The organism is Microbacterium pygmaeum, from assembly GCF_900100885.1.
In the GTDB taxonomy this organism is placed as follows: Bacteria; Actinomycetota; Actinomycetes; order Actinomycetales; family Microbacteriaceae; genus Microbacterium; species Microbacterium pygmaeum.
On record NZ_LT629692.1, the window covers coordinates 173698 to 198778 of the forward strand.

Genomic DNA, 25081 nt, shown 5'->3' on the forward strand with positions numbered 1-25081 from the left:
ACGGCGCCGCCGCCAGGTGGGAGAATTCGGACCTATGACACAGCTGACGGTCATCGAGCGATCTCCCGATCCGGAGGAGGCGCAGGCACGCACCCGCGCGCATCGCTCGATCGCGGACAAGATCCGCGACATGGGGCGCAACCGCATCGGCGCGCTCCTGCTCCTGCTCGCGACCCTCGCCGCGATCATCTGGGCGAACGTCGCGACGGGGTCGTACGAGACGTTCTGGGACACGCATCTGACGGTCGGGGTCGGCGACCTCCAGCTCGACTTCACCCTGCACGCCGTGGTCAACGACGCGCTGATGGCGATCTTCTTCTTCACGGTCGGCCTCGAGGTCCGCCGTGAGTTCGCGATCGGCGAGCTGACCAGCTGGTCGCGCGCAGTCGTGCCGGTGGCCGCGGCGATCGCGGGCCTTGCGATCCCGGCGCTGCTCTTCTTCCTCGTGGCGCAGGATTCCGGCCAGGCGCATGCCTGGGGCGTCGTGATCTCCACAGACACGGCGTTCCTCGTGGGCGCGCTCGCGCTGATCGGTCCGCGCGTTCCCGGCCGCCTCCGCGTGTTCCTCCTCGCCCTCGCGGTGGTCGACGACATCGGCGCCCTCAGCATCATCGCGCTCGTCTACACCGAGAACTTCAACCCGATGCCGCTGATCGTCGCGGCGATCGGACTCGCCGGCGTGTACTTCACCCGCTACCTCCGCGGCGGCCGCGGACTCGTCTACGCGACGCTGGCGATCATCGTGTGGCTCGCCTTCCTCGCCTCCGGCGTGCACCCCACGCTCGCCGGCGTCGCCATCGCGCTGCTCGTCCCCGTATACCGGCCGGACCGCCGCGACGTCGAGCACGCCCTGGACCTCGCGCGGACCTTCCGCCAGTCGCCGAACACCGAGTACGCGCGCGCCGCAGCGAACAGCCTTCGCGAGTCGATCTCGATCAACGAGCGCCTGCAGTCCGCCTACGCCCCCTATGTCGCCTACGTGATCCTGCCCCTGTTCGCCCTCGCGAACGCCGGGGTGGTGCTCAATCCCGAGATCCTCGGAGCAGCGATCGTCTCCCCGCTGACGTGGGGCATCGTGGTGGGGCTGGTCGTCGGCAAGTTCGTCGGCGTCTTCGGCGCGGCCGCCGTCATGAAGATCTTCCGACTCGGCGAGTTCGGCCCCGGCCTCACCCTCGACCGGATCGCCGGGGGGGCAGCCCTCTGCGGCATCGGGTTCACGATCTCGCTGTTCATCGTCGACATCGCGATCGACGACCCCGACGCCCAGAACGAGGCGAGGGTCGGCGTGCTCGCAGCATCCGTCCTCGCGTTCCTCATCGCCACCGTCGTGTTCCGCATCTCGGATGCCCTGCGCCCCGACCTGGACACCGGGCAGAGCCTGGCGCGACCGGTGAACTCCAAGCGCGACCACGTGTACGGCTCGGACGACGCCCCGTTCACGATCGTCGAGTACGGCGACTTCCAGTGCGGGTTCTGCCTGAAGGCCTCCGGCTCGATCCAGGAGGTCAAGGAGGAGCTCGGCGACCGGCTCCGCTACGTCTGGCGCCATGCGCCGCTGACAGCGTTCCACCCGAACGCGCTCGCCGACGCCGAGGCGGCCGAGGCCGCGTCGCTGCAGGGCAAGTTCTGGGAGTTCGAGCGCGGACTGTTCGCCGATCAGGAGAACCAGCGGCCATCGGACATCGTCCGGCTCGCGCGGAACCTGGGTCTGGACGTCGAGCGGTTCGAGCGCGATCTCACCTCGCCCGAGGTCACCGGCCGCGTCCGCGACGACATGCTCGACGCCGAGGCGATGAACATCACCTCGGTGCCGACGCTGTTCATCAACGGACGCCGGCACACCGGCCCGTACGACGCGCAGTCGCTGATCCGGGCGCTCGAGGCCAGTGAGCGTCCCGCGACCGGAACGATGCCGACCGTCCCGGCCGGCCCCGACGCGGCTCCCGCTCGCTAGCCTGTTGCCGTGGGCACAAACCTCGACCCGATTCAGGCACCTCCCCTCACCGATGCCCAGTGGGCGCGACTGGTCGCGTTCGGCACACCGGTGACCGTGGCGGAGGGCGATTACCTGTTCCGATCCGGCGATCGCGAGTACGACCTCATCCTCGTCGAGACCGGAGAGGTCGAGATCGTCCGCGACGCGCTGCGCTGGATGGGCGAAGAGGTGCTCGCGCACATGGGACCCCGGTCGTTCGTCGGCGAGCTCGGACTCCTGAACGGGCAGGGCGCGTTCCTGTCCGCGCGGGCCACGCAGGGCGGACGGATGCTGCGCGTGACGCGCACCGACCTGCGACGACTCATGACCGAGGACGACGAGCTCTCGGACATCGTGCTCCACGCGCTGTGGGCGCGACGCGAGTCGCTGCGCAAGGGCCCGGCGGCGATGACGCTGAAGTTCGTCGGCACACGCTCCTCGAGTGACATGCTCGCCCTGCGCCGGTTCGCCGAGCGCCTCGACCTGGTGCACAAGGCCGTCGAGTTCGATCCGGAGACGGCCACATCGATCCCGGGCCACGACTACACCGTCGAGGACCTGCCGATCGCCTACATCCAGGGCGAGCCGATCCTGCGGGCGACACCCGGGATCGTCGCCGAGCGACTGGGGCTCAGCTACCAGTCGCAGGCCGACGAGGTCGTCGACCTCGTCGTGGTCGGCGGCGGGCCTGCCGGCCTCGCGGCAGCGATCTATGGGGCATCCGAAGGCCTGTCGACGGTGCTGCTGGATGCTGTGGCGCCGGGCGGTCAGGCGGCCGCGACGTCGCGCATCGAGAATTTCCTGGGCTTCCCGTTCGGCGTCAGCGGCGGCGACCTGATCGGCCAGGCGTCGCTCCAGGCGCTGAAGTTCGGCGTGCGGGTCTACGCGCCCTGCGAGGCCGTCCGCCTCGAGCCGCACGGAACGGAGCTGGACCTCACCCTCAGCGACGGCCGCATCATCCGCGCGCGCACCGCGGTGGTCACCTCCGGCGCCGCGTACCGCACCCTGGACCTGGACCGCTGGGAGGACTTCGAGCGCGCCGGCATCTACTACGCCGCAACGCAGCTGGAGCTTCGCCAGGTCATGGAGCAGCCGGTCGTCGTGGTCGGCGGCGCGAACTCGGCCGGCCAGGCGTCGCTGTACCTCGCAGCCAACGGATGCCCGGTGCGGCTGATCGTGCGCGGCGATGACCTCGGCAGCCGGATGTCTTCGTACCTCGTCGATCGTCTGCTGGAAGATCCGCGCGTCGAGGTGCACACGCGCTCGCGCGTGGTCGGTCTCGAAGGTGGCAGCGCCCTCGAGCGGGTTCGGATCGACACGGTCGGCGAGGTCGACGCCCGCGGGCTGTTCTGCTTCATCGGGGCGGATCCGGCGACGTCGTGGCTGTCGAGCCTGGACCGCGATGCCGACGGGTTCCTGCGCACCGGGACCGATATCGCTGCGCAGTCGCTGGAGCAGTGGCAGCGTCTCGGCCGCGAGCCGCTCCCGTTCGAGACATCGATCCCGCGCGTGTTCGCGGCCGGTGATGTGCGTCGCGGCTCGATGAAGCGCGTCGCCGCAGCGGTCGGCGAGGGCTCGAGCGCGGTGGCGTCGGTGCATCGGGCCCTGGCGCTGGTGCTCTGAGCTGCTGCCGCGCAACTGCTGCCGCGCGTCGAGGTGTCAGATGGTGCGCCCTCACTGATCCTGAGACAGCAGCACCTGCCACCTCGCGCGGGCCGGCACCCGAGGAGGTGGCAGATGGTGCGCCTTCAGAGTGAGGGATGCCTCAAGAACTGCCACCTCGACACCTCACCGACGCGCGTCGCACCGACGGATCGGGCATGCTCGAGGGATGACTGAGCGCGCGGCGGTATCGATCGGGGTCGCTGCGGCGATCGGACCTGAGATGGCCGCCGCGCTCGCGCCGGCGGTGGAGGCGGCCGGCTTCGCGTCGCTGTGGGTCAACGACACCCCGGGCGCCGACGCCCTCGCGGTCCTCGACGCCGCCGCGGCCGTCACCACGACGCTGACCCTGGCGACGGGCGTGATCCCGGTCGATCGCCGATCCGCGGCATCGATCGCCCGTGACGTCCGGGCGCGCGACCTCCCCGCCGACCGGCTGGTGCTGGGGATCGGTGCGGGGCAGACCCGTGAGGGCGCGCTGCGGCTGGTCGGGAACGCGGCATCCGCTCTTCGCGACCAGCTCGCGGCGCGGGTCGTCGTCGGGGCGCTCGGACCCAAGATGCGCCACCTCGCCGCAGCCGAGGCGGACGGCCCGCTGCTGAGCTGGCTCACCCCTGAGATCGCGCGCACCCAGGCATCCGAAGCCCACGCCATCGCTGCCGGCACGCATCTGACGCTGTACATCCGCGCCGCGCTCGACCCCGGGGCCACCGCGCGCCTCCACGAGGAGACTGCGCGCTACGCGAGCTACCCGGCGTACCGGGCGAACTTCGCCCGGCAGCGGATCGACGCCGCACAGACCGTGCTGTCCCCGGGATCCGACCTCGCCGCGCGGCTCGAGGACTATCGCACCGGGCCCGATGAGATCGTGCTGCGGGCCATCACTCCGGCCGGGACGCTCGAGGATCACCTGCGCTTCGTCGAGGAAGCCAGGCTCCTCCGCTGAGCCGTGGCTCTGACAGGATCGGAGGCATGTCTGCTCCATCCGCCGGCCGCATCGGCGTCATGCTCCCCCGCGACCTCCCGGCCACCCAGGTGCTCGAGTTCGCCCGACGCGCCGACGCCCTCGGCTTCGACGAGCTGTGGGTCGTCGAGGACCTCGGCTTCCGCGGCGGTATCGCCCAGGCGTCCGCCGTCCTCGCGGCGACCGAACGCATCGTCGTGGGCATCGGCATCCTGCCCGCCGGCGCGCGCAACGCCGCGTTCAGCGCCATGGAGATCGCCACCCTCGCCCAGCTCTTCCCCGGTCGCATCATCGCCGGAATCGGTCACGGCATGCCGTCGTTCATGCGTGCGGCGGGTGCATGGCCGAAGAGTCCGCTGACGCTGCTCGGCGAATACACGACAGCCGTCGCCACCCTGCTCCGCGGCGAGCCCGGCCCGGCTGCCGGGCGGTACGTCGACGTCGCGGACGTGGTGCTGGAGGAGGTGCCGGATGCCGCTCCGCCGATCCTCCTCGGCGTGCGCGGGCCCAAGTCGCTGACGTTGGCCGGCCGGGTTTCAGACGGCGCGCTGCTGGCCGAGCCGTCGACTCCCGAGTACATCGCGGCATCGCTGGCATTCGTGCGCAGTGAGGCTCCCGCCCGCGCGCGCGCCGAGATCACGACCTACGACGTCGCCGTGGTCGCCGAGAACGAGGCTGCTGCGCTCGCGCAGGTGCGACCCGCCCTCGCCTGGTTCGGCGAACCCGACTGGGCGCCGCACCTGGTGGGCCAGCCGTTCGCCGAGGACTTCGCCCGTCACCGGGCCGCGAGCGCGAGCCGCGAGGAGTTCGCCGCGACGATCCCGGACGAGTGGGTCGCCGAGCTGTCGCTGGCAGGCACCGCAGATCAGGTGCGCGCCCGCATCGCCGCACGGCATCGCGCCGGAGCCGTTAGCGTCGTGCTGACCCCGGTCGGCGCCGATCGTCTCGGCGAGCTCGACCGGCTGGCCGCGGTGCTGCCGACGCGCTAGCCGTCCGAGCCCGGCCCGCCGGCCGTTTCGGTCGCCGCTGGCGTCAGCTCGCGCACCAGATCACGGGCGAGGTAGCCCAGCCCGACCCGATCGGCAAGGCGGTCGCCCGCCCGGGCGTGGGTCCAGCTGCCCCGGACAGCCGCCTGTTCCGGTGGCGCTCCCCGTGCGGCGAAGCCGGCGATCGCGCCGGCGAGCACGTCGCCGCTCCCCGAGGTGGCAAGTCCCGGTCCGCCGGCATCGATGCGCCATGTCGTCCCGTCCGCGGCGGCGATCGTCCCGTAGCAGTTCACGATCGCGTCGAAGCGCCGGGCGATCTCGGCGACATCGTCGGCGCGATCCTCGGTCCGGTCATCGGCGAGATCGCGCCCCAGCAGGATCGCGGCCTCCTCGGCGTTCGGGTTGAGGATCAGTGTCGCCGGCAGGAGCTCACGCGGGATCCGGGGCAGGATGCCGAGGGCGAACGCGTCGAGGACGAGGCATCCGATCCCGCAATCGGCGACCGCCAGCACCGTCCCTCGGGTCTGCTCCGGGTCGTCGAAGCCGGGCCCGACGAGTACCGCGTCCGCGCCGGCCAGCTCGTCGCGCGCAGGCTGGCCGATCGCCGCTGTCGCGCGCTCGGGGAGCGCGAAGATCGCAGCCTCGGGGATCGCGATGCCGATCTGCGCATCGATCGAACCGGGGACGACGAGCCCGAGCCGGCCCGCACCGACCCGGAGTGCCGCTTCACCCGCCAGCAGGACCGCACCCGGAGCCCGGCGGGAGCCGCCGACGACCATGACACGCCCGCGCGTCTTCTTCGAATCGCCCGGATCCGGGAGCCCCCAGCGGCGCAGCAGCGCTGCGTCCGCCCGTTCACTCCGGTTCGACATCGGGGTTCCCGGGGTGGACGGTGACGGGCGCCCCCTCGCGCTGGAGGTGCTCGATCGAGGAGAATTCGGCCAGGTCCCAGCCGGCGTCGGTGCGCACGACGTGCGTCACCGAGGCGTTCAAGACGGTGTGGGACGCCGCGAATTCCAGCAGCGATTCCTCCTCCAACGGAAGCAGGAGGTACAGCAGCAGCATGACGACGGCGTCGTGCGCGACGACCAGCACGCTCGTGGCGGGGCTGTCCGGCGCCGCTTCGGTGGCATCGCGCAGGAACGACCGCAGCCGGAGTGCGACATCAGCCCATGACTCGCCGCCCGGCGGCCGATGGTAGAACTTGCCGAGGCGACGCCGCCGTTCGCCTTCGCCTGGCTGCAGATGCTCGACGCCGCGGCGGGTGAGGAGGTCCAGGACCCCCAGCTCCCGATCACGCAGGCGCTCATCCACGATGACGGTCGTGGCGGATGCCTCGTCCCCCAGCGCCAGTGCGAGCGTCTGGCGCGCCCGGACGTAGGGCGAGGCCCAGTAGACGTCGATGGCGTGGCGATGCGCGTCGAGCCACGTGCCGAGCGCTTCGGCCTGCTCCTGCCCGGTCTCGGACAGCGGCACGTCCGCGTCGCGCAGCTCGATCGGGATCACATCGAGGCCTTCGCGTTCGGCACGGGTGGCCGCGGCGTTCGCGACGCTCTCACCGTGCCGGACGAGCCACATCTCGGTTACCGGCATCGCCTCAGACTAGGAGCCGCCTGCACCCCGCGACAGCGCTTGACAAAGCACCCGCCCGGCCTGGGGCGGCGGCTACGCCGTGGGGAAGATCTGACCGATCGGCTCGCGCTTCTCGGCCTGGAACCGGTCCTCGGTGCGACCGCGCGCCCAGTACCCGGACAGCGACACCTGTGCCCGCTCGAGCCCGCGCTCATCGAACAGCGACCTGCGCAGCGCCTTCATCGACTCGCGCTCGCCGTGTGCGAAGACGTCCACGCGGCCGTCCCGCCAGGCGAGCTGGCGGACGGCGTCCGCCAGCCGGTCGGTGTCGTGGGCGGGGTCGATGATCCAGCGCTGCTCGATTCCCTCCGGCGCCTGGAGGTCGAGGATTGCGTCTTCGGACTCGACCTCGAGGATCGTCACCCCCGCGGCATCCGCCGGCAGTGCTTCCAGCGCCGCGCTGATCGCGGGTAGCGCCGACAGGTCGCCGACGAACAGGTACCAGTCGGCATCGGCGTTCGGTGCGTACCCGCCGCCCGGCCCGAACAGGCTGATCGTCGCGCCCGGCTCGGCCGATGCCGCCCAGGGGCCGGCGAGCCCCTCATCGCCGTGCACCACGAAATCGACGTCCATCGTGCCCGCGTCCGCATCGACCGACCGCACCGTGTACGTGCGGGTGACCTGGTGCCCGTCGGGGTCGGTGAAGGCGATCTTGACGTACTTGTCGGTCTCCGGACGATCCTCGAACGCCGCGAACCCTGCGCCGCCGAGCGTCACGCGCATCAGCTGCGGACTCAGTCGCGCGGTGGCGATCACGTCGAGGTCGATGGACGGCCGAGGGGCGCGGGGAGACGTGCGGGATGCGAGTGCCACCCCCTCACGCTACCCGCCGAAAGGACCGCCCAGCCGCGATCGGGCGAAGGCGCCGAACTCCGAGAGCGCCCGGCGCGCTTCGCTCAGCACCGCATTCCACAACGGGAATGCGTGGATCATGAGCGGGTAGGTCTGCAGCGTCACCGCGGCGCCCGCCAGGCCGGCGGCACGGGCGAGGCGCACCGCGTCGTCGAGCAGCGTTTCGTCGGTGCCCACCTGGATCAGCGTCGGCGGCAGGCCCGCGAGGTCCGCGAACAGCGGCGAGACCAGCGGATCGGTACGACCCGATGCATGTGGGACTTACGCGGCGGCGAGCTCCGCCAGGTACGCCCGGTGCAGGAGCGGATCGACCGCGTCCTTCAGATCGAGACTCTCGCCCGACAGCGTCAGATCCGTCCACGGCGATACGAGCCACAGGGCGGCCGGCCCGGGCTCGCCGGCATCGCGCAACCGCTGCCAGACGGCGAGCACCAGACCCCCGCCGGCGCTGTCGCCGCCGAGCACGATGCGATCAGCGTCGAGGCCGCTCGCGCGCAACCAGTCCCACGCGCGGACCGCGTCGTCCACGGCGGTCGGGAACGGATACTCCGGCGACCGGCGGTACTCGACGGCGAGCGTGCGGATGCCGGCCGCTCGGCCGGCCTCCGTGACCATGCTGCGGTGACTGAGGATCGACCCGGAGGCATACCCGCCACCGTGGAAGAAGAGCAGGGCGCTGCCGTCGTCGGCATCCGGAGCGAGCGACCATTCACCGGTGAGGCCGTCGACATCGACCGCCGTGAGCCGGATGTCCGTCGCGATCGGCCACGCCGAACCGACCTCGTCGATCCGCGCGCGGCGCTGCTCCCAGCCGACCGGGCGCGGCTTCGAGCCGAGCATCTCGCGCACGGCGCCGATTCCCCCATCGGCGCCCGGTGGCACATCCCCCACGGCGTCCTCCTCGCATTTCCAGGATAGGGCCCGGTGGGGGCCTTGCCGCAAGGCCCCGGGTCGAGCGCATACTTGTCCGTCGTGACCGATCCCCTCCATGTCTTCGACCTCGATCCGCAGGTGGCGGCCAAGGCCGACCCGGCGCTGATCGCCGCCGACGAAGCGCATTTCGCGTTGCTGTCCGCGACCCTGGACCAGACCGTCGCCGAGGTGATCCGGCGCCGCGACGAAGCGCTCGCTCAGCCGGGCGGCACCGGCCAGGAGGCGATGGACCGCGACCTCGAGGTGCGCCGCCTCTCGACCCGGCTGAGCACGCTCCGCCGCTTCGGACTGGATCTGTGTCTCGGCAAGATGGTGTTCGCCGATGATCGCGAGCCGGTGTACATCGGACGCATCGGGCTCACGGACGCCTCGAACTCCAGCATCCTCCGCGACTGGCGATCCCCCGCCGCCGAGCCGTTCTTCGGGGCGACCCACGCGAATCCGATGGGACTGCTCAGCCGCCGCCGGTATCGCTGGCACGGCGGGCGCATCCACGACTACTGGGACGAGGTGTTCACCGCCGAAGGTCTCGCCGGTACGGCAGCGCTCGATGATCAGTCCGCGTTCCTGGCCAGTCTCGGCAGCACCCGCTCGGAGCGGATGCGCGATGTGCTCTCCACGATTCAGGCGGATCAGGATGCCATCATCCGGGCGCCGTCGCCTGGGACGCTCGTCGTGGACGGCGGACCCGGCACGGGAAAGACCGTGGTGGCGCTGCACCGCGCGGCCTACCTGCTGTACTCCGACCCGCGTGTGGACCGCCGTCGTGGTGGGGTGCTGTTCGTCGGGCCGCACGAACCCTACCTCGCGTACGTCTCCGACATCCTCCCGGGGCTCAGCGAGGACGGCGTGGAGCTGTGCACACTGCGCGATCTGGTGCCGGAGGGTGCTGCCGCCGTCGCGGAAGCGGATACGGAGGTGGTGCGGCTGAAGTCGAGCGCGCGCATGATCGCGGCGATCGAACCGGCGGTCGGCCTCTACGAGGAGCCGCCGACGGTCCGCCTCCGCGTCGAGACCCCGTGGCTGGATCTGGAGATCGGACCCGAGGAGTGGACCGAAGCGTTCCAGGCCGCCGAGTCCGGCGTCCCGCACAACGAAGCCCGCGACGACGTGCTCGAGGCCCTGCTGGACATCCTCCTCGACAGCGCGACGGATCAGACGGCGGGCGGGGTCCCGCTCGCTGCCCTCCGCCGCTCTCTGCTGGCCGACGACGGGCTCATGCGCACCTTCAACCGGGCGTGGCCGCTGCTGGAGGCCGACTACGTCGTCGGCACGCTGTGGTCGGTGCCCGCCTACCTGCGTCGCTGCGCTCCCTGGCTCGGGCCGGACGAGGTGCGGGTGCTGCAGCGCGCCGAGGGCAGCGCCTGGACGGACGCGGACCTGCCGCTGCTGGATGCCGCGCGCCTTCGACTCGGTGACGCCGAGGCGACGGTGCGCCGACGCCGGCGGGAGGCGCGTCAGGCCGCCGAGCGGGCGGAGATGGCGGAGGTCATCGAGCACCTGATCGCCGCGGATGACTCCGAGATGCAGGTCATGTCGATGCTGCGCAGGGACGACTTCCAGTACACGCTGATCGACGGCGCCGGCGAGCCGGACGTGCGCGCCCCCCGCTTCGCCGGGCCGTTCGCCCACATCGTCGTCGACGAAGCGCAGGAGATGACCGACGCGCAGTGGCAGATGCTGCTGCTGCGATGCCCGACGCGCAGCTTCACGGTGGTCGGCGACCGCGCCCAGGCCCGGCACGGCTTCACGCGGACGTGGGAGGAGCGCCTCACGTCGGCGGGACTCGACCGGATCACGCGGGCCCCGTTGACGGTCAACTACCGGACTCCCGAAGAGATCATGGCCGAGGCGGAACCCGTCATCCGGGCGGCGATCCCCGATGCGAACGTCCCCACCTCGATCCGCGGGAGCGGGCTGCCCGTCCGACGCGGCGCGATCGACGAACTCGGCGCGGTGCTCGGCGAATGGGAGTCCCGGCACCCGGACGCGATCGCGTGCGTGATCGGAAGCCGATCCTTCGTCGCCCGGCCGCGCGTGCGCTCGCTGACACCGGAATCGGCGAAGGGGCTCGAGTTCGATCTGGTGGTGCTGGTCGACCCGGATGCGTTCGGCGACGGCATCGAAGGCGCGGTGGATCGCTACGTCTCGATGACGCGCGCGACGCAGCAGCTCGTCATCCTCACGTCGCCCTGACCGGGCGGCGCGCAGCTACCAGGCGTACGCCTCGGGCGCCTGTCCGCCCGGGCCGGGGAACAGTTCGTCGAGGCTGCGCAGGTCGTCCTCGCTGAGGTGGATCTCCAGCGCGGTGACCGCGGATTCGAGCTGCTCGACGGTGCGGGGCCCGATGATCGGCCCTGTCACGCCCGGCTGGTGCAGCAGCCACGCCAGACCGAGTGCCGACGGCGTCCAGCCGCGCTCTCGCGCGAAGGAGTCGTAGGCGTCCAGCTGTTCCTGGCGCTCCGCGCGCGCCGAGCTCACCCGCTCGGTGTTCGATCGCGCCTTCGCATCGTTCGACCCGCCGCTGAGGAGTCCACCGGCCAGCGGCGACCACGGCAGGATGCCGAGACCGTAGTGCTGCGCGGCGGGCAGGACCTCGAGCTCGATGGATCGCTGCGTCAGGTTGTAGAGCGACTGCTCGCTCACGAGCCCCAGGAAGTGGCGCTGCTGCGCGACCTCGTTGGCCTGGGCGATGTTCCACGCGGCGAAGTTGGAGCTGCCGGTGTACACGACCTCGCCACGGGCGACGAGCGTCTCCATCGACTGCCACAGCTCTGGCCACGAGATGTGCCGGTCGATGTGATGGAACTGGTAGAGGTCGATGCGGTCCGTCTGCAGGCGCCGCAGCGAGCCGATCGCCTCTCGCCGCACCTGCCACGCCGACGCGCCGCGAGCGTTCACGACATCGCCGTCGGGCGTCGGGTCGACCATCGGCGAGTGCACCTTCGTCGCCAGGACCACGTCATCGCGCACGCCAGGGCGTGCCGCGAACCAGCGGCCGATGATCTCCTCGGTGGCGCCCCTGCCGCCCGACCCGCCGTAGCCGTTCGCCGTGTCGATGAAGTTGATGCCCAGCTCGATCGCACGGTCGAGGATCGCGAACGAATCCTCCTCAGTGGTGCGGTCGCCGAAGTTCATCGTGCCCAGCACGATGCGCGAGACGGAGGTTCCGGTGCGTCCGAGGTACGTGTAGTCCATGCATCCCATGCTCACACGACCGGGCTCCTCGGCGGCCGGTTTCGGTAACCGATTTCTCAGTCGGGTGTCCGACTACTCCAGCGGGTGGTCGTGGACCGCCGAGCTGAGGTGCACGCCGTTCAGTTCGAGGTACAGCTGGCGCTCGGTGATCGAGAGCGTCATGGTGTTCCGGCGCTCCAGCGCGGCGACTGCGCCGTCGACGAAGCCGGGATCGAAGCTGTGCAGCACGATCGACTCGGACCGGTGGATCCGCTTGCCGACCCACGGCGCCAGCACTTTGGCCGGATCACGGTGCGTGTACACCGTGGTCCGGTCTGCCAGCTTGCTGCCGTAGTGCAGGCGTTCCGCGTCAGGGGCACCCACCTCGATCCACGCCGTGATGCGACCGGTCAGATCGCGGATCAGGACGGCCGGCTCGTTCGTCGCCGAGATCCCCTCGCCGAAGACGATGCCATCGTCGAACTCGAGGCAGTACGCCAGCACCCGGGTCATCATGTAAGCGTCGGTCTCGGACGGATGCCGCGCCGCGCGCAGACTCAGCTCGTCGTAGATCCCGCGGTCGACGTCGGCCAGCTGCACGGCGAACGTGTACATCACTGCGCCTGCGGCCATAGCGCCCGAGCCTACTGCCCCTTGTCGACGACGGATCCCGCAATGCACGCGGAGGGGCGGCTACATGCGCGAGCGGCCTCGGCACCCGCTTCTGGCACATCCCGTGATCGTCTCGCGGCTGCAGTGCCGCCCTGTAAGAATCGATCCGTGAGCATTCTTGCGAACGTCGTGGACGTGTTCGTCGACGACAAGGGACAGCATGGCAATCCGCTCGGCATCCTCTGGGCGTCCTCATCGACACGCAAGCAGGAGCAGCAGATCGCGGCCGACCTCGGCTTCAGCGAGACGATCTTCATCGACGGCGTCGACGGTGTCGCGACCGCCCGGATCTTCACCCCGACCCAGGAACTGCCTTTCGCCGGGCACCCGACCGTGGGCCTGGCGGCGTGGCTGCGCAGCAACGGCGACGAGGTGAAGGCGATTCACGTCCCCGCGGGAAGCGTGCGGGTTCGTTTCGACGGCGAACGCACATTCGTCACGGCGATGCCGGAGTGGACGCCGGCCTTCGAGTTCCAGCAGCTGGATTCGGCCCACGAGCTGCGCGCCGTCGACCCCGATGCGTTCGCGCAGGGGCTGCATTACCTGTGGGCATGGATCGATGAGGACCAGCACCGGGTGCGGGCGCGCATGTTCGCCCCGGATCTGGGAATCCGCGAGGACGAAGCCACCGGAGCCGCCGCGGTGCGGCTCAGCGCGGAGCTGGGTCGCGACCTGCAGATCGTGCAGGGACAGGGATCGCTGCTGCACACGCACGTGCGGTATCTCGGCCAGCAGATCGAGGTGGGCGGCAACGTGTCGGACGCCCGCACGCTCGAGCTGCGCTGAGACACACGCTCTGCCGCGCCACCGGAACCACTGCAGGGGTGGATCACCGGGCCATGGCTGGCGCCCGCGCCCACCCGTACGCTGGCAGGCGGGAGGGCGGTGGCATGGATCGCGAAGGACTGGCGTTCCTGCGGCGCCGGCGCGAGTCGCTGCAGCCGGAGGACGTCGGGCTCACACGCGGCCCGCGGCGGCGCACGGACGGCCTGCGCCGCGAAGAGGTCGCCGCGCTCTCCCACATGTCCACGGACTACTACGCACGGCTGGAGCGGGCGACCGGTCCGCAGCCCTCGGAGCAGATGATGGCCTCGATCGCCCAGGGCCTGCACCTGACGGTCGGCGAGCGCGACCACATCTTCCGCCTGGCCGGGCACAACCCGCCGGCACGCGGATCCTCCAGCGACCACGTCAGCCCGGGCTTGCTGCGCATCTTCGACCGACTCCAGGACACGCCCGCCGAGATCGTCAGCGAAGTCGGGGAGACACTGCGGCAGACGCCCACCGGGGTGGCACTCCTGGGAAGCGCGTCGAATCGCGAGGGTCCTGCACGCAGCATCGGGTACCGGTGGTTCAGCGACCCCGCCGCGCGTGCGCCGTACCCGCCCGAGGAGCAGGCTCTGCTCTCCCGCGTATACGCGGCCGGCCTGCGTGAGCTCGTGACGCTCCGCGGCCCTGGATCGCGCGCCGCGGAGCTCGCCGAGCTGCTGCTCGCACAGAGTTCCGAATTCCGCCGGCTCTGGGACCTGCACGAGGTCGGTCTGCGGCCGCCTGACCTCAAGCGCTTCACGCACCCCGAGGTCGGAGAGCTGGAGCTGAACTGCCAGACGCTGATCGATCCGGATCAGTCGCATCGGCTGCTCGTCTACACCGCCGAGCCCGGCAGCACCAGCTACGAGAAGCTGCGCCTGCTGTCGGTGATCGGCGCGCAGTCGCTGGCCTGACCCTCCCCCGCACGCCTGCGCCCGAGGGGTGGATCGCGGGTCAGTGGATGAGGAGGCACTGCATCCTTCCGCGGGGCGGCGCGAGGGTGGTCTCATGACTACCGAACTTCAGATCCCCGACCTGACCGGCCGCCTCGCCGTCGTCACCGGCGCAAGCGACGGCATCGGGCGGGTGATCGCGACCCGACTCGCTGCCGCCGGCGCCGAGGTGGTGCTGCCCGTCCGCACGATCGCCAAGGGCGAGGCATCCGCAGATCTCATCCGCAGCCGGGTGCCGGGCGCCCGCGTGACCATCCGCGCACTCGACCTTTCGTCACTCGAGTCGGTTGCCGCCCTCGTGGACGCGCTCGCCGCCGAGGGCCGGCCGATCCAGCTGCTCGTCAACAATGCCGGGGTGATGACGCCGCCGGACCATCAGGCCACTCGCGACGGCTTCGAGTTGCAGTTCGGCACCAACCACCTGGGCCATTTCACACTGACCCTCGGGCTGCTGCCGCTACTGCGTGCAGGGCGCGCCCGGGTCACGCACCAGACCAGCGTGGCGGCACGCAGCGGTGGGATCAACTGGAGCGACCCGAACTGGGAACGCACGTACGACGGCATGAAGGCGTACGCCCAGTCGAAGATCGCCGTCGGACTCTTCGCCCGTGACCTCGACGCGCGCAGCCGCACCGAGGGATGGGGGGTGACCAGCAACCTGGCGCACCCGGGAGTCTCGCCCACCAATCTGCTCGCAGCGCAGCCCGCGATGGGCCGCGAACGGGCGACCGGCGCACGACGCCTGATCCAGCTGATGTCGCGCGTGGGGATCACGGGCACCGTGGACAGCGCGGCGCTGCCCGCCCTGCTGGCCGCAGCCGACGCGCACGCCGGCGGCGACGAATTCTACGGTCCGAAGCGCGTCATCGGGGGACCGCCGGTACGCCAGGACCTGTGGGCGCCGTTGCGCAGCATGGAGGATGCGCAACGGCTGTGGGACCTGTCGGCTCGACTCGTCGGCCCACGATTCGCACAGTCGTAGCCGCGGTGTGGCGATCCATCGAGCGCAGGCGACCCCGTAGCGACAGCTGGCCGAGCGCTCTACCGTGGACGGAGGTCGGCACACGGAGGGAGCGGCCGCATGAGCGATCGGTCGAAAGTCGTCGTCGAGATGTCGATGTCGCTGGACGGTTTCGTCGCGACGCCCGAGCATTCCACAGAACACGTGCACGCCTGGTACGACGGCGGGGAGGTCGCGGTGCAGATGCCGCACAGCGATCTCACGTTCCACGTCGATGAGGTCAGCGCCCCGATCGTGCGCGCCGCCTTCGAGCTCGGCGCGAACGTCACCGGGCGGGTGACCTTCGATGACGCCGAGGCGTGGGGCGGCGAGGATCCGATGGGGATCCCGAGCTTCATCGTCACCCATGAGGTGCCGGAGGAGTGGCGCGATTGCGAGAGCCCCTTCACCTTCGTGACGGACGGGGTCGAGAGCGCGATCCGCCAGGCCAAGGCCGCGGCGATCGGCGACAGGCCCGTCGGAGTGGCCGGTGGAGACATCGCCATGCAGTGCCTGCGACTCGGGCTGCTCGATGAGCTCTGGATCCATCTGACTCCCGTACTGCTCGGTCGCGGCATCCGCCTGTTCGATGAGCTCGACGGATCACCGGTTCAGCTCGAACAGCAGCGGGTCGTCGTGGGGACGGGCGTCACGCACCTCTTCTACGACGTGATCGGACCGGCTGAGTGAGGGCGATGAGATGGACCGATACGCACTTCCGCACGATCTGAGCGGCGAACCCGACCGTCTCGCCCTGATGTCGCAGATGCTCGACCCGCAGCTGTTCTTCCGCCTGCGGCAGATCGGCGTCGGGCAAGGGTGGCGCTGTCTCGAAGTCGGCGCGGGCAACGGCAGCGTCTCCCGATGGCTGGGCCAACAGGTCGGGGAGACCGGCTCGGTGATCGTCAGCGATCTCACGCCCGACCTGATCCGGGCAGTGGAGGCGCCCAACGTCGAGGTGAAGGCGATCGACGTGACCAGCGACGAACTCGGATCCGGGTACGACCTCGTGGTCGCGCGGGCTCTGCTGCACCATCTCCCGGGCCGCACGGCCGTCCTCGGCCGACTGGCTGAGGCGGTGGGGGAGGGCGGATGGCTCGTGCTGGAAGAGCCCGACTTCCATCCGGTGCTCGCAACCGACAATCCGGAACTGCGTGACTTCTGGGAGGGCTGGCTGGCATGGGCGGCGAGCGAGGACATCGACTATTTCGTCGGTCGTCGCATCGCTGCCCGCATGATCGCACTCGGCCTGCAAGACGTGCGGGCCTGGGGAGAGACGATCCTGTACCGCGGCGGCTCGCTCACCGCGCGCTACCTCTCCTCGACCATGCATGAGTTGCACGACCGCCTCCTGGCATCCGGCTTCATCTCTCCACGCGTCTGGGACGACGCGATGGCGCTGTTCGAGAACGAAGACTTCTGGAGCTGGCAGAACAGCTACGTCACGACGGTGGGCCGCCGAGCGGCCGGCCGCGGCCGGCGCGGCAGCTGAACGGTCACCCGCAGACCACCCTCCGGCAGCGCGACGATATCCAGCGCACCGTCGTGCGCGTCGGTGATGCTCTTCACGATCGCGAGTCCGAGGCCGACCCCGGTGTCGTCGGCGCGGATGCGCTCGGTGCCGCGCTGGAACGGTTCGGTCAGCGTGGCGACGAGCGGCGCTGGAAGGACGGGACCGGAATTCTCCACGGTCAGCACGGCCGCCTCGCGGCGTATCGCGGTCGTGACGGTCGCGACCCCACCGTCCGGACCGTTGTGCACGATCCCGTTGTGCAGGAGATTCGTGGTCAGCTGCAGCAGCAGCGCGGGCGATCCGACCGCCGGCGTGACATCCCCGTCGGTCTCGATGACCACGCGTCGCGCTTCGGCGAGCGGCAGAAGGGTCTCGGCTGCCTCCTCGGCCAGCAGCGACAGATCCACCGCCTCGCGCACGAACGCGCGCCGGTCGGTGCGACTCAGGACCAGCAGCGCCTCGGTGAGCTCGATGGCCCGCGCGTTCACCGCGTACAGCCGGTCCAGCAGCGGGTCGGGTCCGCGGTCGGCGTCGCTCCGCGCCACATCCAGCAGCGTCTGCGAGATCGCCAGGGGGGTGCGCAACTCGTGCGAGGCGTTCGCTGCGAAGCGCTGCTGCTCGGCGACGTGGGCCTCGAGGCGGGCGAGCATCGCGTCGAAGCTGTCGGCCAGTTCGCGGAACTCGTCGTCGGGGCCTTCGAGGTCGATCCGGTGCGAGAGCGACCCCTCCCCCACCTTGCGGGTCGCGGCGGTGATGCGCGCCAGCGGAGCCAGCATCCGGCCCGCCAGGATCCACCCGCCGACCAGCCCGAACACCAGCAGGAACACCAGCGCCCACGCTGCGGGCGGGACGAATGCCCGCACCAGGTCTCCGCGGTTGGGGATGAACGGTCCGTCGCCCGAGATCGGACCCGACGGCACGTAGCGCAACAGGAACACCCACACCACGGCGAGCAGGAGTCCGCCGGCCACCAGCAGGAAGCCCGCGTAGCTCAGGGTGAGCTTGACCCGGACGCTGAGCCCGCGCTCTCTGATCATGGGATGCTCGCCGCGGGCGCGGCATCCGTGTCCGCCGCGATCCGGTAGCCGACGCCCGGCACGGTCGCGATCACCCACGGCTCGCCGAGTCTCTTCCGAAGTGCCGAGACGGTGATGCGCACCGCGTTGGTGAACGGGTCGGCGTTCTCGTCCCACGCCCGCTCCAGCAGCTGCTCGGCGCTGACGATGCCGCCTTCGGCGGCGATCAGGACCTCCAGCACGGCGAACTGCTTGCGGGTGAGGGCGACGTACCTCCCGTCGCGGAAGACCTCGCGCCGGAACGGGTCGAGGCGCAGCCCCGCGATCTCGCGCACGGGCGGTCGGCTGTGCGCGCGCCGTCGGTCCAGAGCACGCAGCCGCAGGACGAGCTCGCGCAGCTCGAACGGCTTGGTCAGGTAGTCATCGGCTCCCAGCTCGAAGCCGGAGGCCTTGTCGTCGAGACGATCGGCGGCGGTCAGCATGAGGATCGGGATGCCGCTGCCCGAGGCGACAAGGTCTTCGGCGATCTCGTCGCCTGAAGGACCGGGGATGTCGCGGTCGAGGATCGCGATGTCATACGCGTTGATGCTCAGCAGTTCCCGCGCGGTATCGCCGTCGCCGGCGATGTCGGCGGCGATCGCTTCGAGGCGCAGCCCGTCGCGGATCGCCTCCGCCATGAAGGGCTCGTCCTCGACGATCAGCACACGCATGGGCTCCATGCTACGAAGCCGGCATATCGCGGGCGTATGCGATTGTGCATACGCTCCGGCAACAGCGCCTCGCCTGGAGTGGGTGCATGACGCAGACGACTCGGATACGCCCACGCCGGATCCTCGCCACCGGAGCGGCCACGGTCCTGATGGCCAGTGCCGCGATCGCGGGGATCGTCGCTTCGCAGGCGGCATCGTCGGGAGAGGCGCCGACGTTCTCCTCGACGGTGACCCCGGCGTTCGACGACGGGCCCCACCAAGGGTCACCTGGCGTACCGGGCGGTGCGGGTGGTCTCACCGAGGCGGACGGCATCCTGCCGGACGGGGTCGGCGTCTTCGATGGCGAGTACCCGGCCGTGGCGAATATCCACGCCGACCTGCTGAAGGCGGTGCGCGCGGCCGCCGATGATGCGTCGGCGGACGGCATCCGCTTCATCGTCAACAGCGGCTGGCGATCGGCGGCGTACCAGGATCAGCTGCTGCAGGATGCGCTCGCGCAGTACGGCTCCGAGTCGGAGGCGGCGCGGTGGGTGCTCACCGCGGAGACGTCAGCCCACGTGGCGGGCGATGCGATCGACATCGGGCCGGTCGATGCGCAGTCCTGGCTGTCGCAGTACGGCGCGGCCTACGGACTGTGCCAGACCTACGCGAACGAGATGTGGCATTTCGAGCTGCGACCCGAGGCGATCACCGACGGCTGCCCGGCGTCGTACTCCGATCCGACCGAGGATCCGAGGACGCAGCGATGACCGTCTACCGGGATGCCGCCATTCGGCCGCGGCACGTGCTGGTGACGGGAATGTTCGTCGCGTATCTGGCCCTGCTCGTGTGGCTCGTTCTCTTCAAGCTGCACGCACCGTACATCGGCGGCGCCGAGGATCGGACGCTCAAGCTCGTCCCGTTCGTGGCCGCCGACGGTCTCGGCTCGAACGCGCCTCGGGAGGTCCTGGCGAATCTCGTTCTCTTCGTGCCGTTCGGCATCCTGATGGGTCTGATCGCGCCGTCCTGGTCGTGGTGGAAGACGCTCGGCAGCGTGGCGCTGTTCAGCGCCGCGCTCGAGACCGCGCAGTGGGTTCTCGCGATCGGGGCAGCGGATCTGACCGACGTGATCGTCAACACCGCGGGCGGCGTGCTGGGGATGCTGCTGCTCGGACTGAGCCGCCTCGCGTTCGGACCGCGGGCCCGGGGCGCCTGGGCGGTGATCGTCGCGATCGGTCTGGTGGGCGCGGTCCTCGCGCTCGCGCTCTCGGCGTTGGATCCGGCTCCCGGCGGGCTCGCCCCGCTCAAGTTCGCAGCGGGGTGATCCCCTGCGCCTCCCGCGGGAATGTCGCGAGGTGCGGCGCGTTCGACTCCGACGGTTCCATTCCAGCTTCCCTTCGTCCGTGCGACCGGGCGGTCAACGCCCAGTGTGCCCGGTGGGGACGCCCCGCTGCGGATTTCAGGGAAGCCGGACGAGATCGCGCCGGGTCGCCACCGCGTGGTAGCCGTCGCGGACGACCTCGATAAGCGTCGCGGCGACCGCGGCGAGCACGACGACGGCGATGATGATGAGCAGGATGATTGCCATGACAGCCTCCGATGACGGGTTCTTCGTTGAACCCGACGTTCGTCTCTGAGGTAGCAGGAATGCATGGGGCACCTGCCGTATCCTCTGTGCGCTGCTCAGGGCGACGCGTGAGCCGACAGGTACGCCGCCTCGGTGCGGGTCGTCGCGCCGGTCTTGCGGAGGATGTTCGAGACGTGCACGCTCGCGGTCTTCGTGCTGATGAAGAGCTGCTCGGCGATCTGCCCGTTGCTCAGTCCCCGCGCGACCAGGTCGAGCACCTGCCGCTCGCGCTCGGTGAGGAGGGCGTCGAGGGATGCGGCATCCGCCGGCGCATCGCGGTGATCCGCGGTTGCCGCACCGACCCGACGCTCGAGCTCCGTCACGCTGTCGACGATGAGGCCCATGCCGATGGACTCGGCCCGGTCGCGCGCCGCGTGCGCCGCAGCGCGCGCGCCCGCGCGATCACCCGCGTTGGCGAGCGCTTCGGCGAGCCGGAACTGGGCATACGGCAGCAGTTGCGCCGGCGCGACGGCGTCTGCCGTCGCGGCGATGGCGATCTGCCAGAGCTCGGGATCCGTTCCGGTGCCGCGCGGGCCGCCCAGCTCGGCGTCCACGATCGCCGCGTAGGCAGGTGCTGTCGGCCAGACGCTCGCGGCGGAGAGCGCGATGCGGACGTCGCCTTCGAGTGCTCCACTCGACCGTGGCTCGCCGTTCGCATCCGACAGCGCTCTGCCCGTCACCCGCGCAGCGGCCAGCACACGCGCCGCGAGCGCCACGAGCGGAAGGTCGTAGGCGGCGAAGGGATGGCGTTCCGGTTCGATCAGCACGCGCACGTCAGACCACGCCGCCGCCGCGTCACCCCGCGCGAGCGCGAGCTCGCCGCTCACCAGCGCAAGGCCCAGCTGCGCCTGGGTGTCCAACCGGCTCTGCTGCCGCAGCGACGCGTCCCAGCCGCGCAGCAGCCGCTCCGCGAGCGGACGGTCGCCTGACCACAGCACGGCGTGCACCTTCAGTCGTCGCAGCGGCGCGCTGAAGCCGATGGGGGCATCCAGCTCGAGCGCGCGATCGAGCATCTCGTCAGCACGCTGCGTCTGTCCCAGTGCGTACAGCGGGCTGATGACGTTCGAGAGCAGCACCGCGCCCGAGGTGCGCTCCACACCGCGCTGCCTCGCCCGCTCGGCGCCCTCCTCGGCGGTGCGAACCGCCTCCTCGTAGCGCCCGAGCAGATTCAACGCGTCCGACTGGTTCACCCAGTAGCGCAGCCGCGCCGAATCGTTGCCGACCGCGTATTCGCGAGCGAGCGCGAGATCCGCGATGCCGGCCTCGATGTCGCCGCTGGCCAGTCGCGAGAAGCCGCGGATGTTGGATGCCACCGACATCCGCGCACGGTTGTCCACCGCACTCGCCTCGGCGAATGCGCCGTCGGCCATCTCGATCGCCGCATCGAAACGGGCGATGAGCATGAGACGTGCGGCCAGTTCACCGAGCACGTTCGCACGCAGCACGCTGGGCGGCTGCCCTTCCAGCACGGCGAGCGCCTGACGCAGCAGATCGATGGAGCCGATCTGGCCGATGTTCGCCAGATACGACGCCTTGTTGCGGAGCAGGAGCGCGTACGCCGCCGCGTCGGCGGGGTCGGAGAGCGCGATCGCCTCGTCGATCAGCAGGATCGCCCGCTCGCTCTCGCCCGCGTTGCGCAGCACGTAGGAGATCTCACCCAGGAGTTCCACCTTCGTCCGGCCGGCGAGCTCGACCGCATCCGAGACCTGCTCCCACAGCTCGAGAGCCCGCTCGCCCATCGTGGCGGCCGTCGCGAAGGCGAACGAGGACCTCGCCTGCTGGTAGGCGGCGAGGGATGCGATGAAGGCCTCTCGGACGTTGTGCGCGGCCATCCAGTGGTACGAGATCGCGGTGGCGTCGGCGCCACCCCCGCCGGACGGGACGGCGAGCGCCTGGGCATAGCGCGTATGGAAGCGCACCCGCTCGCCCGGCAGCAGCTGATCGTGGATCGCCTCGCGCACCAACGCGTGCCGGAACGCATAGGCGGTCCCGTCGACCACCAGGACGCTGGCGGCGATCGCCTCCCCTGCGGCGAGGTCGATCGCCTCGGCGGATTCGTCGCAGACCTCGACCAGGAGTTCGTGCTCGACCCGTACGCCCCCGGCCGCCAGCAGCCGCAGCATGCGCTGGGTCGGTTCGCCGAGCTGCTCGTAGCGGGCGAGGAGGATGTCGCGGAGCGAGTCCGGGAAGCTGTCGATGCTCCGCACGCCGCTGCAGCAGACGAGCTCTTCGACGAAGAACGGAACTCCCTCCGTCCGCACATACACCTGCGCGAGTTCGTCCTCGTCGGGAGGCGAGTCCAGAATCGCGGTCGCCATCTCGCGGACCTGCCGGCGGTCCAGGCGGGCCAGCTCGCGTCGCTCGACCCGCCGGTTCCGGTCGAGTTCGGGCAGCAGCGCCCGCAGCGCGCTCCCGCGACCGAGCTCGTCGCTGCGGAAGGTGAGCAGGATCAGCAGACGTGAGTCTTCGACGACCCTGATCAGAAAGCGCAGCAGGCCGAGGCTCTGCGGGTCGATCCAATGGAGGTCTTCGACCAGCAGTACGACGGGGCGCACCGCCGCCACATTCTCGAGGACTTCGGCAACGGCGTCGTACAGCCGGTCGGCACCACCGCGTACCGGCGCATTCGACTGATCACCGGCGCTCAGTTCGGGCAGGAGCAGGGCGAGCGCGTCGCGCGCCGGTCCCGATGCGTCGAAGAGCGCCGCCTCGCCCACCTCTTGAGCGAGGGAGCGGAGCGCCGCCAGGATCGGCGCATACGGCGGTGCGTCGCGATCGAAGTCGACGGACTGGCCCCGCAGCACGATCGCCTCGGGCGGCATCGACTGCAGGAACTCGGCCACGAGTCGGGTCTTGCCGATGCCCGCCTCGCCACCGATCAGCAGCGTCCGGGTCGAGCCCGAGACGATGTCGGCATAGGCGTCCTCGAGCGCCTCGAAGTCGGCCTGCCGGCCGACGAGCGAAGGGCTGACCGTGGCTCGCATGAGCCCATCGTTCCACGACCCTCCGACATATGGGTCGGAGGGTCGTGGTGCGTGCGAGCCCCCCGGAGCGGGCTCGATGAGGGTCATCAGGAGTGCAGCAGGCGGGGCGCTGCGGGCTGCTCCGTGTGGCGCAGGCGCTCGATGACGTTCCGCAGTCCGTGGCCGTGCGCTTCGGCGGTCTCCGGTTCGCGCTCCTGGGCGATCCGGCGGTACTCGAGCTCGCGGTTGAGCTGCTCATCGGCCGCCTGCTGCAGGTGGACGAATGTTCCTTCGCTGACGTACATGATCTCTCCTCAGGTCCGCTGTCCTGAGGAGAGACTGCTCGCTAAGGCATCGCACCCCCATCGGGAGGATGCCCTATCTTCGAGCCGGAGTCGACTCAGCTCGGCATCGGGAGCGATCGGGCGACGCCGGCGGCGGTGAAAGGAAGCGACGTCGGATCACGGTCCTCGGGCTGGTAGTCCAGGTCGCGGCTCAGCGCCGCGTCGAACCGTGCGGAGACCGCGCCAAACGGGAGCCACTGGACATACCGCTCATACGCTTCCGCGGGATCGGCGCTTCGCGCCACAGCATCGTCCTGCGTCGGGGAGACGAGCCGGGCGACCGCCCGGCACATGTGGTCGAATTCGGCGACGAGGGGGTCGACACCGGGCACGTCGTCCGGCGAACTGCGCACGGCGCCGAGCTGGCGCGCGAATTCAGCCGAGGACACCGGGGTCGGCGGAACGAGCGGAGGCAGGCGCAGCATCTCGGTCGTGATCCACCGGCGAGCGGCGGCCAGGGATTCCTCCAGGCGGAACAGCCCGGGCAGGCGCGAGACCGGGTACTCGCCGACCGGGAGACCCCACCGCAGCGCGCCGACGATCTGGCCGATCGAACCGAGGGCGAACGGAGCGGAGAACTGCTCGTCGCCGCTCTGGAAGAAGTAGGTGGTGCGGGTCTGCCGCAGCACGTCGCCGTACAGGTTCATGTCGCCCCACGTGTTCGTGAGGTACCGCTCGACGTCCGACGGCTCGCCGTTCGGGAAGAAGGGGTAGAGCGCGGCGAGTGGGGTGGCATCGCCCTCGCCAGGACGGGAGACGTCCGCGGACAGGGAGCGGAGCATCTGGATGCCGCTGAAGACGTTCAGCAGGAAGGCGACGATCATCGACAGGAGCACCACGGAGCTCAGGGATTCGAGGACGGTCAGGAAGTCGATCACCGGGTGCACCGCCGAGATGTCCTCCACGCCGACCGTCGAGAACTGGCCGATGCTCATGTAGAGCGCGCCCCAGAAGCCCTCGGGCGCGCCGCCGCGGATGTCGATCGCGCCCCACCCCATCGCGCCGTAGTAGATGAGCGCGTATCCGAGGATCACACCGGACAGCCAGGTGAGGATCACGCTCACCGTCACCAGGCCGGTCACCTGCCGAAGTGCCAGCTGCCGCCACCGGCGCGGGAGGCGGCGCGTCACGGTGCGCACGATCACCCAGGTCGCGCGGGCCACATGATTGACGACCAGTCCGCGCTCGTTGTAGTTGAGCACCGAGATGAAGGTGTCCACGATCGCGATCAGGATGATGACGATACCGAGCACGATCCAGACGACGTCCATCCCGCCAGCATAGAAGTGGCCGGAGATGGACTCGTGCCGTGC

The 25081-nt window shown here is 70.4% G+C and carries 23 protein-coding genes and 1 pseudogene; 12 read left to right on the forward strand and 12 right to left on the reverse strand.

All coding sequences use genetic code 11. From position 1 onward, the window contains the following. The first annotated feature begins 34 nt into the window (after window positions 1-34). The 4 genes from nhaA to BLT19_RS00805 all read left to right on the forward strand — a co-directional run bounded on the left by nhaA (window position 35) and on the right by BLT19_RS00805 (window position 5590). Window positions 35-1954 carry a Na+/H+ antiporter NhaA gene (nhaA, locus tag BLT19_RS00790; protein ID WP_091485041.1) on the forward strand — a complete coding sequence of 640 codons (1920 nt, stop codon included), beginning with the start codon at window positions 35-37 and terminating at the stop codon, window positions 1952-1954. 9 nt (window positions 1955-1963) lie between these two features. Continuing rightward, window positions 1964-3598 carry an FAD-dependent oxidoreductase gene (locus tag BLT19_RS00795; protein WP_091485042.1) on the forward strand — a complete coding sequence of 545 codons (1635 nt, stop codon included), beginning with the start codon at window positions 1964-1966 and terminating at the stop codon, window positions 3596-3598. A 208-nt stretch (window positions 3599-3806) separates the two neighbouring features. Continuing rightward, window positions 3807-4583, forward strand: coding sequence for an LLM class flavin-dependent oxidoreductase (locus BLT19_RS00800; protein WP_091485043.1), 777 nt, complete (start codon window positions 3807-3809; stop codon window positions 4581-4583). Window positions 4584-4609: 26 nt separating this feature from the next. Further along, the gene (locus BLT19_RS00805) at window positions 4610-5590 is read left to right on the forward strand and encodes an LLM class flavin-dependent oxidoreductase (protein ID WP_091485044.1); all 981 of its coding nucleotides are present in this window, start codon (window positions 4610-4612) and stop codon (window positions 5588-5590) included. Here the strand turns inward: BLT19_RS00805 and BLT19_RS00810 are convergent. From BLT19_RS00810 to BLT19_RS17905, 4 genes and pseudogenes are all read right to left on the reverse strand, one after another. Then, a complete protein-coding gene (locus BLT19_RS00810; RefSeq protein ID WP_091485045.1) occupies window positions 5587-6459 on the reverse strand; it encodes an NAD(P)H-hydrate dehydratase in 873 nt (290 codons plus the stop codon). The genes BLT19_RS00805 and BLT19_RS00810 overlap by 4 nt on opposite strands. Next, entirely contained in the window at window positions 6443-7180 is a 738-nt protein-coding gene (locus tag BLT19_RS00815; protein ID WP_091485046.1) for a histidine phosphatase family protein, read from the reverse strand. The genes BLT19_RS00810 and BLT19_RS00815 overlap by 17 nt, the downstream gene beginning before the upstream one ends. Window positions 7181-7252: 72 nt before the next feature. Further along, the gene (locus tag BLT19_RS00820) at window positions 7253-8032 is read right to left on the reverse strand and encodes a siderophore-interacting protein (protein WP_231917724.1); all 780 of its coding nucleotides are present in this window, start codon (window positions 8030-8032) and stop codon (window positions 7253-7255) included. A 9-nt stretch (window positions 8033-8041) separates the two neighbouring features. Next, window positions 8042-9130: pseudogene (locus BLT19_RS17905) on the reverse strand (alpha/beta hydrolase). On the opposite strand from BLT19_RS17905, the gene helR reads away from it, so the two are divergent. Then, on the forward strand, window positions 9044-11200 hold the full coding sequence (helR, locus tag BLT19_RS00830; protein WP_091485047.1) for an RNA polymerase recycling motor ATPase HelR: 2157 nt from the start codon (window positions 9044-9046) through the stop codon (window positions 11198-11200). The pseudogene BLT19_RS17905 and the gene helR sit on opposite strands and share 87 nt — an antisense overlap. 15 nt (window positions 11201-11215) lie before the next feature. On the opposite strand, the gene BLT19_RS00835 is transcribed toward helR, so the two are convergent. Next, complete coding sequence (locus tag BLT19_RS00835; RefSeq protein ID WP_091485048.1) at window positions 11216-12202, reverse strand: aldo/keto reductase; 987 nt, start codon at window positions 12200-12202, stop codon at window positions 11216-11218. 72 nt (window positions 12203-12274) lie between these two features. Then, on the reverse strand, window positions 12275-12814 hold the full coding sequence (locus tag BLT19_RS00840; protein WP_091485049.1) for a YaeQ family protein: 540 nt from the start codon (window positions 12812-12814) through the stop codon (window positions 12275-12277). 147 nt (window positions 12815-12961) lie between these two features. Here BLT19_RS00840 and BLT19_RS00845 point away from each other — a divergent pair, with 147 nt between their 5' ends. The 5 genes from BLT19_RS00845 to BLT19_RS00865 all read left to right on the forward strand — a co-directional run bounded on the left by BLT19_RS00845 (window position 12962) and on the right by BLT19_RS00865 (window position 17108). Beyond that, the gene (locus BLT19_RS00845; RefSeq protein WP_091485050.1) at window positions 12962-13639 is read left to right on the forward strand and encodes a PhzF family phenazine biosynthesis protein; all 678 of its coding nucleotides are present in this window, start codon (window positions 12962-12964) and stop codon (window positions 13637-13639) included. A 104-nt stretch (window positions 13640-13743) separates the two neighbouring features. Next, a complete protein-coding gene (locus tag BLT19_RS00850) occupies window positions 13744-14577 on the forward strand; it encodes a helix-turn-helix transcriptional regulator (RefSeq protein ID WP_091485051.1) in 834 nt (277 codons plus the stop codon). Between the two features lie 94 nt (window positions 14578-14671). Beyond that, complete coding sequence (locus tag BLT19_RS00855) at window positions 14672-15598, forward strand: SDR family oxidoreductase (RefSeq protein WP_091493028.1); 927 nt, start codon at window positions 14672-14674, stop codon at window positions 15596-15598. Window positions 15599-15697: 99 nt separating this feature from the next. After that, window positions 15698-16306: a dihydrofolate reductase family protein gene (locus BLT19_RS00860; protein ID WP_091485052.1), complete on the forward strand. Its 609-nt coding sequence runs from the start codon at window positions 15698-15700 to the stop codon at window positions 16304-16306. 10 nt (window positions 16307-16316) lie between these two features. Next, window positions 16317-17108 carry a class I SAM-dependent methyltransferase gene (locus BLT19_RS00865; RefSeq protein WP_091485053.1) on the forward strand — a complete coding sequence of 264 codons (792 nt, stop codon included), beginning with the start codon at window positions 16317-16319 and terminating at the stop codon, window positions 17106-17108. Here the strand turns inward: BLT19_RS00865 and BLT19_RS00870 are convergent. Continuing rightward, a complete protein-coding gene (locus tag BLT19_RS00870) occupies window positions 17054-18166 on the reverse strand; it encodes a sensor histidine kinase (protein ID WP_091485054.1) in 1113 nt (370 codons plus the stop codon). The genes BLT19_RS00865 and BLT19_RS00870 overlap by 55 nt on opposite strands. Continuing rightward, window positions 18163-18855: a response regulator transcription factor gene (locus tag BLT19_RS00875; RefSeq protein ID WP_091485055.1), complete on the reverse strand. Its 693-nt coding sequence runs from the start codon at window positions 18853-18855 to the stop codon at window positions 18163-18165. The genes BLT19_RS00870 and BLT19_RS00875 overlap by 4 nt, the downstream gene beginning before the upstream one ends. An 86-nt stretch (window positions 18856-18941) precedes the next feature. On the opposite strand from BLT19_RS00875, the gene BLT19_RS00880 reads away from it, so the two are divergent. Together BLT19_RS00880 and BLT19_RS00885 are read left to right on the forward strand one after the other, a co-directional pair. Next, entirely contained in the window at window positions 18942-19604 is a 663-nt protein-coding gene (locus tag BLT19_RS00880; RefSeq protein WP_197672999.1) for a M15 family metallopeptidase, read from the forward strand. Continuing rightward, a complete protein-coding gene (locus BLT19_RS00885; protein ID WP_091485056.1) occupies window positions 19601-20158 on the forward strand; it encodes a VanZ family protein in 558 nt (185 codons plus the stop codon). Before BLT19_RS00880 ends, BLT19_RS00885 begins: the two co-directional genes overlap by 4 nt. A gap of 135 nt (window positions 20159-20293) precedes the next feature. On the opposite strand, the gene BLT19_RS18070 is transcribed toward BLT19_RS00885, so the two are convergent. The 4 genes from BLT19_RS18070 to BLT19_RS00900 form a co-directional block, all read right to left on the reverse strand. Continuing rightward, window positions 20294-20422, reverse strand: a complete 129-nt coding sequence (locus BLT19_RS18070) for a hypothetical protein (RefSeq protein WP_269457416.1) — start codon at window positions 20420-20422, stop codon at window positions 20294-20296. 95 nt (window positions 20423-20517) lie between these two features. After that, window positions 20518-23445 (reverse strand): helix-turn-helix transcriptional regulator, encoded by a 2928-nt coding sequence (locus BLT19_RS18075; RefSeq protein ID WP_172825569.1) that lies wholly within the window; start codon window positions 23443-23445, stop codon window positions 20518-20520. 86 nt (window positions 23446-23531) lie between these two features. After that, window positions 23532-23729 (reverse strand): hypothetical protein, encoded by a 198-nt coding sequence (locus BLT19_RS00895; RefSeq protein WP_091485058.1) that lies wholly within the window; start codon window positions 23727-23729, stop codon window positions 23532-23534. Between the two features lie 95 nt (window positions 23730-23824). After that, a complete protein-coding gene (locus BLT19_RS00900) occupies window positions 23825-25039 on the reverse strand; it encodes a hypothetical protein (protein ID WP_157681720.1) in 1215 nt (404 codons plus the stop codon). Window positions 25040-25081: the final 42 nt, after the last annotated feature.

Excerpts from the sequence above, each read along its gene's own strand:
- BLT19_RS00860 (WP_091485052.1), top strand. The coding sequence starts at position 15,698 with ATGAGCGATCGGTCGAAAGTCGTCGTCGAGATGTCGATGTCGCTGGAC.
- BLT19_RS00855 (WP_091493028.1), top strand. The coding sequence starts at position 14,672 with ATGACTACCGAACTTCAGATCCCCGACCTGACCGGCCGCCTCGCCGTC.
- BLT19_RS00815 (WP_091485046.1), bottom strand. The coding sequence starts at position 7,180 with ATGCCGGTAACCGAGATGTGGCTCGTCCGGCACGGTGAGAGCGTCGCG.
- BLT19_RS00805 (WP_091485044.1), top strand. The coding sequence starts at position 4,610 with ATGTCTGCTCCATCCGCCGGCCGCATCGGCGTCATGCTCCCCCGCGAC.
- BLT19_RS00810 (WP_091485045.1), bottom strand. The coding sequence starts at position 6,459 with ATGTCGAACCGGAGTGAACGGGCGGACGCAGCGCTGCTGCGCCGCTGG.
- BLT19_RS00900 (WP_157681720.1), bottom strand. The coding sequence starts at position 25,039 with ATGGACGTCGTCTGGATCGTGCTCGGTATCGTCATCATCCTGATCGCG.
- BLT19_RS00840 (WP_091485049.1), bottom strand. The coding sequence starts at position 12,814 with ATGGCCGCAGGCGCAGTGATGTACACGTTCGCCGTGCAGCTGGCCGAC.
- BLT19_RS00835 (WP_091485048.1), bottom strand. The coding sequence starts at position 12,202 with ATGGACTACACGTACCTCGGACGCACCGGAACCTCCGTCTCGCGCATC.
- BLT19_RS00895 (WP_091485058.1), bottom strand. The coding sequence starts at position 23,729 with ATGTACGTCAGCGAAGGAACATTCGTCCACCTGCAGCAGGCGGCCGAT.
- BLT19_RS00880 (WP_197672999.1), top strand. The coding sequence starts at position 18,942 with ATGACGCAGACGACTCGGATACGCCCACGCCGGATCCTCGCCACCGGA.
- BLT19_RS00875 (WP_091485055.1), bottom strand. The coding sequence starts at position 18,855 with ATGCGTGTGCTGATCGTCGAGGACGAGCCCTTCATGGCGGAGGCGATC.
- BLT19_RS18075 (WP_172825569.1), bottom strand. The coding sequence starts at position 23,445 with ATGCGAGCCACGGTCAGCCCTTCGCTCGTCGGCCGGCAGGCCGACTTC.
- BLT19_RS18070 (WP_269457416.1), bottom strand. The coding sequence starts at position 20,422 with ATGGCAATCATCCTGCTCATCATCATCGCCGTCGTCGTGCTCGCCGCG.
- nhaA (WP_091485041.1), top strand. The coding sequence starts at position 35 with ATGACACAGCTGACGGTCATCGAGCGATCTCCCGATCCGGAGGAGGCG.
- BLT19_RS00865 (WP_091485053.1), top strand. The coding sequence starts at position 16,317 with ATGGACCGATACGCACTTCCGCACGATCTGAGCGGCGAACCCGACCGT.
- BLT19_RS00850 (WP_091485051.1), top strand. The coding sequence starts at position 13,744 with ATGGATCGCGAAGGACTGGCGTTCCTGCGGCGCCGGCGCGAGTCGCTG.
- BLT19_RS00800 (WP_091485043.1), top strand. The coding sequence starts at position 3,807 with ATGACTGAGCGCGCGGCGGTATCGATCGGGGTCGCTGCGGCGATCGGA.
- BLT19_RS00885 (WP_091485056.1), top strand. The coding sequence starts at position 19,601 with ATGACCGTCTACCGGGATGCCGCCATTCGGCCGCGGCACGTGCTGGTG.
- BLT19_RS00870 (WP_091485054.1), bottom strand. The coding sequence starts at position 18,166 with ATGATCAGAGAGCGCGGGCTCAGCGTCCGGGTCAAGCTCACCCTGAGC.